This window comes from Streptomyces sp. NBC_00207, from assembly GCF_045160965.1.
GTDB lineage: Bacteria > Actinomycetota > Actinomycetes > Streptomycetales > Streptomycetaceae > Streptomyces.
In genome coordinates this window covers 4,561,641-4,573,993 of sequence record NZ_CP130715.1, presented here as the reverse complement: position 1 = coordinate 4,573,993, position 12,353 = coordinate 4,561,641, and the positions used below count along the sequence as shown (strand labels likewise).

Below are 12,353 nucleotides of genomic sequence, written 5' to 3'. Positions count from 1 at the left end.
CCGCGCCTCAATCGCCGGCGGGGCTCAAGGCCCTGGGGCTCCGCCCCAGACCCCGCGCCTCAAACGCCGGCGAGGCTGGATCTTCCAGCCCGCCGCACCATCCAGCCCCTCCGGCGATGAAGCCGCGGGACCGGCGTCAGCGGCAGCCGCAGGAGCGGCGGATCACCAGGGCCGACGGGAACTGCTTCAGGCGTTCGCGGCGCGAGCCGGCCACGCGGAGGCCGTCGTCCAGCACGAGGTCCACCGCGGCGCGGGCCATCGCCGGGCGGTCCGAGGCGATCGTGGTCAGCGGCGGGTCCGTGAGGGCCGCCTCCTTCACGTCGTCGAAGCCGGCCACGGCCAGTTCCCCGGGCACGTCGATGCGCAGCTCGCGGGCAGCGCGCAGCACACCGATCGCCTGGTCGTCCGTGGCGCAGAAGATGGCGGTCGGCCGGTCGGGCCGGGCCAGGACCTCCAGGGCGACCTTGTACGCGTCGTAGCGGTTGTACGGGGCCTCGATGAGCCGGCCCTCGACGGAGCGGCCGGACTCCTGCATGGCGCGCCGCCAGCCCTCGACGTGGTCGGCGACCGGGTCGCCGACGGACGGGGTGTTCTCGACGCCGCCGATGCAGGCGACGTACTCGTGCCCGTGCTCCAGCAGGTGGCGGGTGGCGAGCTGGGCGCCGCCGATGTCGTCGGTGACGACGGCGACGTCGTCTATGGCCTCGGGGCGCTCGTGGAGGAGGACCACCCGCGCGTCCCAGGCCTCGATCTCGCTGGCGGCCTGCTCGCTCATGCCCTGGCTGACCAGGATCAGGCCCGACACCCGCATGCCGAGGAAGGCCCGCAGGTAGTGGACCTCGCGCTCGGTGCGGTAGTCGGAGTTGCCGACCAGCACCATCTTCCCGCGCTCGGCGGCGGCCTGTTCGACCGCGTGCGCCATCTCCGCGAAGAACGGCTGACGGGCGTCCGGGACGATCATGCCTATGAGGTCGGTGCGCCGCGACGCCATCGCCTGGGCGACCCGGTCCGGGCGGTAGCCCAGTTCCTTGATCGCGGCGAGGACACGCTCGCGCGTGGCCGGGGCAACCGGCCGGGGTCCGTTGTTGATGACGTAGCTCACGACGGCGGTAGACGTACCCGCAAGTCGTGCCACGTCATCCCGCGTCACCTTGGCCACGCGCGGCAGTCTACGCGGGGTGACCTACCTCTGGGCAGGCCGTCCTGCCGAGTGGACGATCGCGGGCTCCTCCGCCGATCGGGTGACGTCCGCGGCCGGCTGTGCGGACGTCTGCGCGGTGGCCTGTGCGGCGGCCTTGGCCGCTGCCTGGGCCGCGGCCTCCGCCGCCGCCCGCTCGACCTTCTCCGGCGTGACGAAGCGGTAGCCGACGTTGCGGACCGTGCCGATCAGGGACTCGTGCTCGGGGCCGAGTTTCGCGCGCAGCCGCCGTACGTGCACGTCGACGGTCCGGGTGCCGCCGAAGTAGTCGTAGCCCCAGACCTCCTGCAGCAGCTGGGCGCGGGTGAAGACCCGGCCCGGGTGCTGCGCGAGATATTTGAGCAGCTCGAACTCCTTGAAGGTGAGGTCCAGCACCCGGCCCTTGAGCTTGGCGGAGTACGTCGCCTCGTCCACCGACAGGTCGCCGTTGCGGATCTCCATCGGGGAGTCGTCCGAGCCCAGCTGCTGACGACCGGTGGCCAGCCGCAGCCGCGCCTCGACCTCGGCCGGGCCGGCGGTGTCCAGGAGGACGTCGTCGATGCCCCAGTCGGCGGTGACGGCCGCGAGGCCGCCCTCGGTGACGACGAGGATCAGCGGGCAGCCGGGCCCGGTCGAGCGGAGCAGCTGGCACAGCGACCGCACCTGCGGCAGGTCGCGGCGGCCGTCCACGAGGATGACGTCGGCGCCCGGGGTGTCCACGAGGGCCGGGCCCTCGGCCGGTGCCACCCGGACGTTGTGCAGCAGCAGGCCGAGTGCGGGCAGCACCTCGGTCGAGGGCTGCAGCGCGTTGGTGAGCAGCAGGAGAGAGCTCATGACCGACCACCTGCCCGGGTCGGACGGTGCACGGTTCGCTGGTCCATCACGTCGGTTCCTCCTCGGTCCCGTCGAGGACGTGCGCGGTACTGCTTCGTACGTCTTGCCTGGCACCCCTGCGGTCCCCGCGCCCTGGGGTCCGCATGGATACCACTGTTCTCGGTTCGTTCAACGCGCTGAAAGCACAAAAGGACCCGGGGGCAACGTTGCCCGGATCCTCTCGCCAAGCAGAATAGCCCACCCGCCGGTGCGGGGCAGAGGCATCTGCGACATCCCCTCCTGTGGGTTCTGCCACGCCCGCCCCCTGCGTATGCCCCGGTTTCACCGGATCGGCGGCCCGCCGGGCGGTGACGCGGCGCCGCCCCGGCGCACACGCGACGCGTTGGTGCACGCCGGGGCGGACGGCCGGAGGGGCCATCATGGAGGCCGACGGTAGAGAGCCGACGATAGGAGCTGCAGTGGCAACCGGAACCATCCGCTACTGGGCGGCGGCCAAGGCCGCGGCCAAGACGGCGGAGGAGCCGTACGCGGCGCGCACACTGGCCGAGGCGCTCGACGCCGTGCGGGAGCGCCACCCCGGGGAGCTGACCCGGGTGCTGCTGCGCTGCTCCTTCCTCGTGAACGACGAGCCTGTGGGCAAGCGCCCGCATGATTCCGTCCTGCTGACCGAGGGGGGCACCGTCGAGGTGCTTCCCCCGTTCGCGGGCGGGTGAGCGGGAGCCGATGAGCACGCCTGAAGAACACCAGCAGCACCAGCAGCAGCGCGAACAGCAGGAGCAGCACGAGCAGCACGAGCTGCGGCGGCAGCAGTACGCGCAGCAGCAGGACCCGTACGGGACCCAGACCTGGCAGTCCGACACCTGGGACACCAGCCACCAGCCGGTGTATCCGGCGCTGGGCGCGGTGCCGGGGCAGCCGGTGGCGCCCGAGGGCTGGTTCCGCGACGAGGCCCCGGCCGCCCAGGCGCAGCCGCAGGCTCCGGCCGGCGGTCCCGGTGCGCCCTGGCCGGACGGTTCCGCGGCCGGGTCCGCCGATTCCTACGCGGCGTCGTACGACTACCCGGCGGCCGGCAGGCCCGCGCAGCAGCCCGTGGCTCCGGAGGGCTGGTTCCGGGACGAGGCGCAGGCCCAGGCGCCGGCCCCGGCTCCCGCCCAGGACTGGTCCCAGGGCGGTCAGGGCGCGGCGATGCCCGCCGCGGCCGCCGAGACGGCCTATCTGCCGCCGTACCCCGCTCCCGCGCAGTCCCAGGCCCCGGCCGAGGAGACCGACTGGGGGCACCACCCGGCGGTGGCCGGGGGACTGGCGCCGTACCCCGGCCCGGCGCAGCAGCCGGCCGCCCCCGAGGGCTGGTTCCGCGACGAGGTGCAGGCGTCGGCTCCGGCCGCCGCCGAGGACTGGTCCCAGGGTGGTCAGGGCGGCCAGGGCGCGGGAATGCCCGCTGCGGCCGCCGAGACGGCCTATCTGCCGCCGTACCCCGGTCCCGCGCAGTCCCAGGCCCCGGCCGAGGAGACGGCGTACCTGCCGCCGGTGCCCGGCGTGGAGCGCACGGACGAGGCCGCCGCCGAGCAGACCGCGTACCTCCCGCCCCAGGCGGCCGCCGCCCCGGCCCCGGCCGAGGACGGCGCGGAAGCGGTGGAGGTCACCGCCTGGTCCCCGCCCACCCTCGCCGGGAACACCCTGCGCGCCGTCGACCCGGCCCAGGCCCGCGCCGAAGGCCGGTCGCCGATCATCGACCCCGGCCCGCAGTCGGCCATACTGACCGCCGCGCTCGGCCTGCTGCTCGCCGTGGCCGCCGCCCTCGGCCAGTACGCCCTGCTCGTGCCGCTGATCGCGCTGCAGGGGCTCACCGCGGCCGGCTGGTTCCGCCTCAACGGCATGTGGCCGGCCCGCCAGGGCATCGCCCTCGCCTTCGCCGGGGCCCTGGTCGCCGACGTGGCCGTGCTCGCGGTGGACCGTACGTACGGCCCCGGCGCGATCGTCGGCACCCTCGGCGCCTGGGTGCTGCTCACCCTCGTCCTCCAGCTGCGCAGCCACGCCGATCCCGACGAGCGGATGTACGGGCTGATGGCCTCGGTGGCCTCGGCCGCCCTCGCCATCATCTGCGCCGGCTACCTGGCCGCCGGTTCCGCCGCAGTGACGGTCGGCGCGGCCGCCGTGGCGGTCGCCGTCTTCGCCCGCGCGCTGCCGCTGCCCACCGCCCCCTCGGTCGGCGTCTCGCTGGCCGCGGCCGCCGGTGCGGGCATCGCGGTCGGCGGAATGACCTCCGTCGGGGTGGGCGGGGCGCTGCTCGGCCTGGTCTGCGGCGTGTGCGCGCTGATCGGGCTGCGGGTGGCGGCGTACGACTACCCGTCGAAGTTCGTGCACATGACGGCCGGTGTCGCGCTGCCGCTCGCGGCCGCCGCTCCCGCCGTGTACCTGATCGGCCGGGTGGTGGGCTGACGTTCCGCTGACGGGCGCACATGTTCCACTAGATCGCGAGTACCGACTAGTAGGGGGAGGGGCACGTGCGTGCTCTGCGGATCGTTGTGATCATCGGAGTGGTGCTGGGGGCGATCTTCGCCGGCGTGGACCGGTGGGCCGCCGGTTACGTCGAGAACCAGCTGGCCGGCAAGATCCAGGCCCGCCAGGGCCTGGCGGGCACCTCGGAAGTGGAGATCCGCGGATTCCCCTTCCTGACCCAGGCGTTCAGCCACGAACTGGACCAGGTCGACCTGAAGCTCAGAGGTGTCGAGGTCGTCGCCGAGGGCCGCAAGACGCGGCTCTCGGAGCTCGACGCGAGCTTCCGCAGCGTGAAGCTGAACAGCGACTACAGCGGCGGCACCGCCGAGCGGGCCGAGGGCACCGGGCGCATCACGTACGCGGACCTGACCGCGGCCTCGCAGACGGGCGCGACCCTCACCTACGGCGGGGCGCCGGGCAAGGTGAAGGTCAGTGCCGCCGTGGACGTGTTCGGCAAGACCGTGGCGCACAGCGTGGTGTCGACGATCTCCCTCGTGGACGCGCCGGACGGAAAGGGCAAGCTCGTCCGGGTGCACGCCGACGAGGTGCCGGGCTCGGGCATACCCGGGGTCGAGAAGCTGATCCGCAAGAAGACCGACTTCGAACGCAACCTCGAGGTCGGCATGCCGGCCGGGCTCCACCTCTCGGCCCTGACCTCGGACGAGGCCGGTGTGCACCTCACGCTGGGCGGCTCGAACGTGGTGGTGGCCGGATCGTGAGACGGTGCGGTCCGATCCGCAGAAGGACGGGCCGCACGGCGGCTCCCGGGGGCGGCGCGGCGGCCGCCCGGGGGTCTCACATCCCAGTATTCGGACGATCCTGTCTCGGAATATGACACACCGGTGACAGGGCGGCTGATTCGTCCCTACGATCCATGGCTATGAAGCATCAGCAGGCGGACCTCACGAAGCGACGGGCAGTAGACCTGTGTCGCGTCGCCGCCATGCTCTGTCGATCCATGTGAACTGTGAGCGCATCCGCTCCATCAGCCGGACGACGGCCCTACGGCCCTTCCCGCGTGACCGCACCCGCCTCCTGATCACCTGACGCCTCCCCGCGCAGGATCCGGAGCGCACCCGCAGGCACGCAGCACGCGTCACCAGCACCGCCCCGCCGCACACTGCCCCGGAGGAGAACATCATGAGCCGCAGCGACGTCCTCGTAGACGCCGACTGGGTCGAGGCCCACCTGAACGACTCGAACGTCGTCGTCGTCGAGGTGGACGAGGACACGTCCGCCTACGACAAGAACCACATCAAGAACGCCGTCCGGATCGACTGGAAGCAGGACCTCCAGGACCCGGTCCGCCGTGACTTCGTGGACCAGGAGGGCTTCGAGAAGCTCCTCTCCGCCAAGGGCATCTCCAACGACGACACCGTCGTCCTCTACGGCGGCAACAACAACTGGTTCGCGTCCTACGCCTTCTGGTACTTCAAGCTCTACGGCCACCAGGACGTGAAGCTCCTCGACGGCGGCCGCAAGAAGTGGGAGCTCGACTCCCGCGACCTGGTCGACGGCAAGGACGTCCCGAACCGCCCGGCCACCGCGTACAAGGCCAAGGCCCAGGACACCTCGATCCGCGCCTTCCGCGACGACGTCGTGGCCGCGATCGGCAACCTGAACCTGGTCGACGTCCGCTCGCCCGACGAGTTCTCGGGCAAGCTGCTCGCCCCGGCGCACCTCCCGCAGGAGCAGTCGCAGCGCCCCGGCCACGTGCCGAGCGCCCGCAACATCCCGTGGTCGAAGAACGCCAACGACGACGGCACCTTCAAGTCCGACGAGGAGCTCAAGGCCCTCTACGAGGCCGAGGGCGTCGACCTGTCGAAGGACACCATCGCCTACTGCCGCATCGGTGAGCGCTCCGCGCTCACGTGGCTCGTGCTGCACCAGATCCTGGGCCAGACGAACGTCAAGAACTACGACGGCTCCTGGACCGAGTACGGCTCGCTCGTCGGCGTGCCGATCGAGCTCGGCCCCAACAAGTAATCCCGGGCACGCGACGCCCCGTAGTACGACCTCTCTAGGACAGGACAGAGAACATGTGTGGAGCACAGATCGGCGGGCCCGACCTCGCGACGCTCAAGCCCGGTGAGACCGCGATCCAGGGCCAGGTGACCAAGGGCGGCGAGCCCATCAGCGGTTACGTGCGGCTGCTGGACGGCGGTGGCGAGTTCACCGCCGAGGTCCCGACCTCGGCGACCGGCCAGTTCCGCTTCTACGCCGCTCCCGGCACCTGGACGCTGCGGGCGCTCGTCCCCGGTGCCCAGGCGGACCGTGCCGTCGTGGTCGCCGAGGCCGGCGGCGTGACGGACGTGGCGATCGCGGTCTGAGCACCGCGCGTGTGATCGCTCGATAGATCGGCCGGAGGGCCGCACCCCAGGGGGTTGGACGCCACTGGACGGGGTGCGGCCCTTCGTGCCGTCCGCCTTGTGTTCGCGGGCGGCCGCTCTACGCTGGAGGCATGTACGCGCGGCGTCGGCGCGCCTATTTCCTGCTCATGGGCGGATGCCTGGTCCTCTTCGTCTCCGCCTGGACCTTCGTGCGCCTGCTGTCCGTCGAGGCAGCGGTGGCGCTGTGCGTGGTCGCCATGGTCATCCCGCCGGTGGCCGCGATGGTCGCCAACCGGCGCGGCCCGGACGACCGCTGGTGGGACGACCCCTCGGGCGATCCGAAGTCCGACGAGTGGTGGGACGAGCTGGACGGAAAGCGGCGCCACGAGGAGTGAAACCTCACGAGACGAGAACGTGATCTACGTTCGTACAACTGCTCCCCTCCGGTGCGCGTCAAGGGGTACGCGCGGGTGTCCAGCCTGCGCCGCCGGTTTTGTGGGGGACTCCTTTGGAACACGAACAGACCATCCCTGAGCAGCCAAAAGGGGAGGAGAGTGCACCGGAGCCGGACACTTCTCCCCCGCGCCGCCGGACGGGTCGCACCACCCTCCTGATCGCGGGCGCGGCCGTGCTCGGCGTCCTCGCCGGGACGATCACCGGCTACGCGGTCCAGTACCACCGCGAGCCCACCCCGCTGCCGCCCCTGGCCCAGCAGAACATCGCCGCCCCGAAGCCGCTGGCGGTGAACGACGCGACGAGCACGCGCTCGATCAACGCCAACCGCTGGCACAAGGCGGACGAGGACCTCGTCGCGAAGCTGCTGGAGGCCCCCGCGGGCGCGACGGTCGCCTTCTCGGGCGCCCAGTCCACGGACGCGTTCGCCGCGGACTTCTACGCGAACCCTCCCGCGGGGATCGGCTCCGTCATCCGGCAAAACGTCCGCAGGATCGCCACCGTGCGGTGGTCCGAGGACCACACGAACTTCGTCGAGATCCGGCTGCTCCAGTTCCAGAACCGGGATGGGGCCGAGAGGTTCCAGTCGGGGGTGCAGGGTTACATGCCGACCACGAAGCACGCGGGCAACGCGGGAGTCGAGGTTCCGGGTGTTCCCGCGGACTTCGGCCACCTGTGGATCAATTCCGAGGCGAGTGAGAAGCCCGGTTACCTCCCGGTCCGGCGGGGCACCGCGGTGGTCCGCCGCGGCGACATCGTCATGCACATCGCCTACGTGAACAACCGCGGCGAGGTCGACGAGAAGGTCGTGGCCGACCTGGCCAAGCGGCAGATGGAGCGGCTGTGAGCGAGCGGGAGAACGAGACCGGAGCCGTCGCGGACGCCGTGCCGGACGTAGTCGCGGACGCCGCCGAGGCCGCCCAGGACGCCACCGGGCCCACGCGCAGGCTGAAGACCGGGGCGGTCAGGCTGGTGGCGGCGGCCGTGGGCGTCGTCGTCCTCGTGGGCGGGGGCCTGTGGTGCTCCGCCGTGCTCGACGATGCCGAGCGGACCGCGCCGACGCGGTACTGGATGCCGGAGAGCGCGCCCACCGGCTCGCCCGCCCCGGTCCCGCCCGTGCCGGGGGCCGAGCTCAAGGCCAAGCTGCTGCCGCTGGCCACGGGCTACTGGCCCGGCCCCGACATCGACGCCGAGGGCAACGACTACTTCGTCTCGGGCGAGCGGGCGGTGCAGGCCTTCAAGGACGACCACTCGGGACTGTCCACCGGTGACCGCGAGGCTCGGGACAAGGATCTGGCGGACCTGAAGCTCAAGGGCCTGGCCGGGCGCAGCTATGCCCGGGGGAACGGCGGCGGAGCGATGGTCTCCGAGATCCGGCTCATGCAGGCGGACCCCAAGGAACTGGGGAAGTTCGCCGAGTTCGCCAAGAAGATCCTCGAACTCACCGGGGCCGACGGTCAGGCGCCCAAGGTGGACGGTTTCCCCGACGCCAAGTGCGCGCGCGGCTCCGTCGTCGACGGCAAGAAGCAGGAGATCGCCACCCTCGAATGCGTGGCCCTCGAGGGAGACGTGCTGGTGACCTACCGGGCCTACGGGTGGTCCCCGGGCTTCTCGGCGAGTGATGTCACAGCCCTCTTCAAGGAGCAGCTGAACCACCTCAAGTCCCCCGGGGAGTCCGTGTGAGCGAGCAGACCACCACCGGCACCGAGCCCGGCCGTGAGCCCGGGCCCGAGGCCGGGTCCGAGGACGGGCTCGTGCCCGGGCCCACTGCCGGGCCGGCCCCGCAGACGCCGGAGAGTCCCGAGGCGGCGGCCGCCGCGGTCTCGGACGCCCCCGTCCCGGAGGCCGCGCCGATCGCGCCCAAGGACCGGCGGCGCCTGTTCGCCGCGCTGCGCTGGACCGCCGCCGTCGCCGTCTTCGCCGTCGTCGGCGCGGGGGTCGCGTACGGGATCACCCAGCCCGAGCGCACCGGCATCCCGGGCCTCTCCACGGCGGACGACGGCCGCTGGACGTTCCCGGCGCTGTCGCAGCCGGCGCTGCCCGCGGGCGCCCCCCTGGCCCAGGGCCCGGACAACAAGGACGAGACGCACTACGCGCAGCTCACCGGCCTGCTCCTGCCCGCTCCCGAGGGCGCCAAGGCCGACGACGCGGTCAAGGCGGACAAGGACGGGGCGGTGTCGGCCGACGCCTTCCTGGAGGAGTACGCGCCCGACGCGCGCGAGAAGCTGAAGCAGTCCCTCGAATGGGACGGGCTGCGCCAGATCACCGGCCGGGGCTGGACGATGCCGGACGGCACCCGTACGCACGTCTACCTGTTGCGCTTCCACGCGTCGGGTTTCGTGGACGCCTTCAAGGGCTGTGACACCAACGCACGGCTGAACGGCGTCTCGGCCCTGGAGCTGGACGACGTCTGGACCGGGGTCAAGACCACGCAGAGCGCCATCGTCCCCTTGCGCTTCCCGGGTTCGGGCATGGCCGGCCAGAGCGAGGTCAGCGTGTACCAGGAGGTGAAGCCCGTCCTCGGGGACGAGCAGACCAAGGTCGGGTGCCTCCAGTCGGGTGATGTCCTGGGCATGGTCATCCAGACCCGCAAGGGCGAGGTGGCCCCCGTCCCCTTCCACCAGACGGTGATCCTGCAGAGCCAGCTGCTGAGCTGATCTCCGGGCCGACTCACCGGTCACCGCCGGCGGTGACCGGTACGGCCCACCTCACACCGTGTGCCGGTCCCCGGGCCAGTAGGCTTGGGGACCGGCCCCGTACAGCCCCGAAACAATTCCGAGGAGCACCCCGTGCTTGAGGCAGTCTTCACCTCCCTGCTGGTCCTGGTCTGCGTCGGCGTCATGGCCTTCACCGGCCTGGCCGTCAAGAAGCTGTACCAGGGTCAGCGCTGAGCGTCGGCCCGGCAGACCGCCCCGGAACCCCTCCCACAGATCGCCTGAGCAGCCATTCATGATCCAGATCCCGTCCGACCTGAACCCGGGCCTCGTCCCCCTCGCCTTCCTCCTCGGCAACTGGGAGGGTGCGGGAGTCTTCGACTTCCCCGGTGAGGAGAAGTGCAACTTCGGCCAGGAGGTCGTCTTCAGCCACGACGGCCGGGACTTCCTGGAGTACACCTCCCACACCTGGGTCCTCGACGCCGAGGGCAACAAGGTGCGGCCGCTGGAGTCCGAGTCCGGCTACTGGCGCATCGACAAGGACCGCAAGGTCGAGATCGTCATGGTCCGCGACCAGGGCGTCGTCGAGGTCTGGTACGGCGAGCTCGCCGACCAGAAGCCGCAGATCGACCTGGTCACCGACGCCGTCGCCCGCACCGCGGCCTCCGGCCCGTACAGCGGCGGCAAGCGGCTCTACGGCTACGTGAAGAGCGACCTCATGTGGGTCGGCGAGAAGGCCACCCCCGACGTCGAGCTGCGTCCGTACATGTCGGCGCAGCTGAAGAAGGTCGTCACGCCCGAGGAGGTCGCCGAGATGGCGCGCAACCTCCCGGACATGCCGGACGACGGCATCGCCTTCTTCCGCTGAGCGCAGCGTCCACAGGCTGTGCACGAAAGGGGACCGCGGGCTCGCCCGCGGTCCCCTTCGCACACATACACTGGCGGGGTGGTGAGCACCGAGAGCACCGATGGAACCCCAGCCCTTGACTGGAAGAGCGACCTGCGGCAGCGCGGATACCGGCTGACACCGCAGCGCCAGCTCGTGCTGGAAGCGGTCGACGCCCTGGAGCACGCGACTCCGGACGAGATCCTGGTGGAGGTGCGCAAGACCGCCTCCGGGGTCAACATCTCCACGGTCTACCGGACCCTGGAGCTCCTGGAGGAGCTCAAGCTGGTCTCGCACGCCCACCTCGGGCACGGGGCCCCCACCTACCACCTCGCCGACCGGCACCACCACATCCACCTGGTCTGCCGCGACTGCGGCGACGTGATCGAGGCGGACGTGGACATCGCCGCCGAGTTCACGGCGAAGCTCCGGACCACCTTCGGTTTCGAGACCGACATGAAGCACTTCGCGATCTTCGGCCTGTGCAAGAAGTGCGCGGCCCGACAGCGTGCCGCCCAGGCGTAGCCGGGTCGTACGCTTGGTCCCATGACCAGCAGCCCCTTGCTCCATCTCCCCGGCGCCGTGCAGGCCGAAGGCCGCGACGAGGGCGTCGCAGCCCACTACGGCGAGCTGTACGGCGAACAGCGCGCCCTCGCGGACGGACGCGGCTTCGTCGACCTCTCGCACCGCGGCGTCGTCACCGTCACCGGGCCGGACCGGCTGAGCTGGCTGCACCTGCTGCTCACCCAGCACGTGACCGGGCTGCAGGCCGGGCAGGCCACCGAGGCGCTGATCCTCTCCGCGAACGGCCACATCGAGCACGCGCTCTACCTCGTCGACGACGGCGAGACCACGTGGGCGCACGTGGAGCCGGGCACCCAGGGCGAGCTGATCGCCTACCTGGAGTCCATGAAGTTCTTCTACCGCGTCGAAGTGGCCGACCGCACCGAGGAGTTCGCGGTCGTGCACCTGCCGGCCGGCTCCATCGCCGAGGTCGCCAAGGAACACGTCGTACGGGAGACCGCGCACGGCCGTGACGTCTTCCTGCCCCGCGCCGAGCTGGAGTCCTTCGCCGCCTCGCACGGCCCGGCCGCGGGCCTCCTCGCCTACGAGGCCCTGCGCGTCGAGGCGCACCGGCCGCGGCTCGGCCTGGAGACCGACCACCGGACCATCCCGCACGAGCTGGGCTGGATCGGCACCGCCGTGCACCTGCAGAAGGGCTGCTACCGGGGGCAGGAGACGGTGGCCCGCGTCCACAACCTGGGCAAGCCCCCGCGCCGCCTGGTCTTCCTGCACCTGGACGGCTCGGAGGTGCTGCTCCCGGCGCACGGCACCCCGGTCCGGCTCGCCGCCGACGGGGAGGAGGGCCGCCAGCTGGGCTTCGTGACCACCGCCGTCCGCCACCACGAGCTGGGCCCGATCGCGCTCGCGCTGGTCAAGCGGAACGTGCCGGTCGACGCCCCGCTGCTGGCCGGGAAGACGGCCGCCGCACAAGAGGTCGTCGTGGCCCCCTGAGGGCC

15 protein-coding genes are annotated in these 12,353 nt (G+C 71.8%); 13 read left to right on the top strand and 2 right to left on the bottom strand.

What is annotated here, in order from left to right:
- Positions 1–136 precede the first annotated feature (136 nt).
- Together OG472_RS21610 and OG472_RS21605 are read right to left on the bottom strand one after the other, a co-directional pair.
- A complete protein-coding gene (locus OG472_RS21610; RefSeq protein ID WP_383569605.1) occupies positions 137–1,159 on the bottom strand; it encodes a LacI family DNA-binding transcriptional regulator in 1,023 nt (340 codons plus the stop codon).
- A 24-nt stretch (positions 1,160–1,183) separates the two neighbouring features.
- Complete coding sequence (locus OG472_RS21605; protein ID WP_401607979.1) at positions 1,184–2,011, bottom strand: response regulator transcription factor; 828 nt, start codon at positions 2,009–2,011, stop codon at positions 1,184–1,186.
- Positions 2,012–2,469: 458 nt separating this feature from the next.
- Between OG472_RS21605 and OG472_RS21600 the strand changes: the two genes are divergently transcribed.
- The 13 genes from OG472_RS21600 to OG472_RS21540 all read left to right on the top strand — a co-directional run bounded on the left by OG472_RS21600 (position 2,470) and on the right by OG472_RS21540 (position 12,348).
- On the top strand, positions 2,470–2,724 hold the full coding sequence (locus OG472_RS21600) for a MoaD/ThiS family protein (protein WP_383569611.1): 255 nt from the start codon (positions 2,470–2,472) through the stop codon (positions 2,722–2,724).
- Positions 2,725–2,734: 10 nt separating this feature from the next.
- Positions 2,735–4,450: a hypothetical protein gene (locus OG472_RS21595; protein ID WP_405830832.1), complete on the top strand. Its 1,716-nt coding sequence runs from the start codon at positions 2,735–2,737 to the stop codon at positions 4,448–4,450.
- A gap of 65 nt (positions 4,451–4,515) precedes the next feature.
- Positions 4,516–5,229 carry a DUF2993 domain-containing protein gene (locus OG472_RS21590; protein WP_401607985.1) on the top strand — a complete coding sequence of 238 codons (714 nt, stop codon included), beginning with the start codon at positions 4,516–4,518 and terminating at the stop codon, positions 5,227–5,229.
- Between the two features lie 155 nt (positions 5,230–5,384).
- Positions 5,385–5,474, top strand: coding sequence for an Ms5788A family Cys-rich leader peptide (locus OG472_RS21585; RefSeq protein ID WP_350875872.1), 90 nt, complete (start codon positions 5,385–5,387; stop codon positions 5,472–5,474).
- Between the two features lie 176 nt (positions 5,475–5,650).
- Positions 5,651–6,496 (top strand): sulfurtransferase, encoded by an 846-nt coding sequence (locus OG472_RS21580; protein WP_401607987.1) that lies wholly within the window; start codon positions 5,651–5,653, stop codon positions 6,494–6,496.
- A gap of 53 nt (positions 6,497–6,549) precedes the next feature.
- On the top strand, positions 6,550–6,840 hold the full coding sequence (locus OG472_RS21575) for a DUF1416 domain-containing protein (protein ID WP_030718391.1): 291 nt from the start codon (positions 6,550–6,552) through the stop codon (positions 6,838–6,840).
- Between the two features lie 131 nt (positions 6,841–6,971).
- Complete coding sequence (locus tag OG472_RS21570) at positions 6,972–7,235, top strand: DUF3099 domain-containing protein (protein WP_401607989.1); 264 nt, start codon at positions 6,972–6,974, stop codon at positions 7,233–7,235.
- Between the two features lie 113 nt (positions 7,236–7,348).
- Positions 7,349–8,140 carry a hypothetical protein gene (locus OG472_RS21565; RefSeq protein ID WP_405830829.1) on the top strand — a complete coding sequence of 264 codons (792 nt, stop codon included), beginning with the start codon at positions 7,349–7,351 and terminating at the stop codon, positions 8,138–8,140.
- On the top strand, positions 8,137–8,976 hold the full coding sequence (locus OG472_RS21560) for a hypothetical protein (RefSeq protein ID WP_401607994.1): 840 nt from the start codon (positions 8,137–8,139) through the stop codon (positions 8,974–8,976). Before OG472_RS21565 ends, OG472_RS21560 begins: the two co-directional genes overlap by 4 nt.
- Positions 8,973–9,950 carry a hypothetical protein gene (locus tag OG472_RS21555; protein ID WP_401607995.1) on the top strand — a complete coding sequence of 326 codons (978 nt, stop codon included), beginning with the start codon at positions 8,973–8,975 and terminating at the stop codon, positions 9,948–9,950. The genes OG472_RS21560 and OG472_RS21555 overlap by 4 nt, the downstream gene beginning before the upstream one ends.
- Positions 9,951–10,242: 292 nt before the next feature.
- Positions 10,243–10,815: an FABP family protein gene (locus OG472_RS21550; RefSeq protein WP_030659031.1), complete on the top strand. Its 573-nt coding sequence runs from the start codon at positions 10,243–10,245 to the stop codon at positions 10,813–10,815.
- A 78-nt stretch (positions 10,816–10,893) separates the two neighbouring features.
- A complete protein-coding gene (locus OG472_RS21545) occupies positions 10,894–11,358 on the top strand; it encodes a Fur family transcriptional regulator (protein WP_383569632.1) in 465 nt (154 codons plus the stop codon).
- A gap of 21 nt (positions 11,359–11,379) precedes the next feature.
- Positions 11,380–12,348: a YgfZ/GcvT domain-containing protein gene (locus OG472_RS21540; RefSeq protein WP_401607997.1), complete on the top strand. Its 969-nt coding sequence runs from the start codon at positions 11,380–11,382 to the stop codon at positions 12,346–12,348.
- Positions 12,349–12,353: the final 5 nt, after the last annotated feature.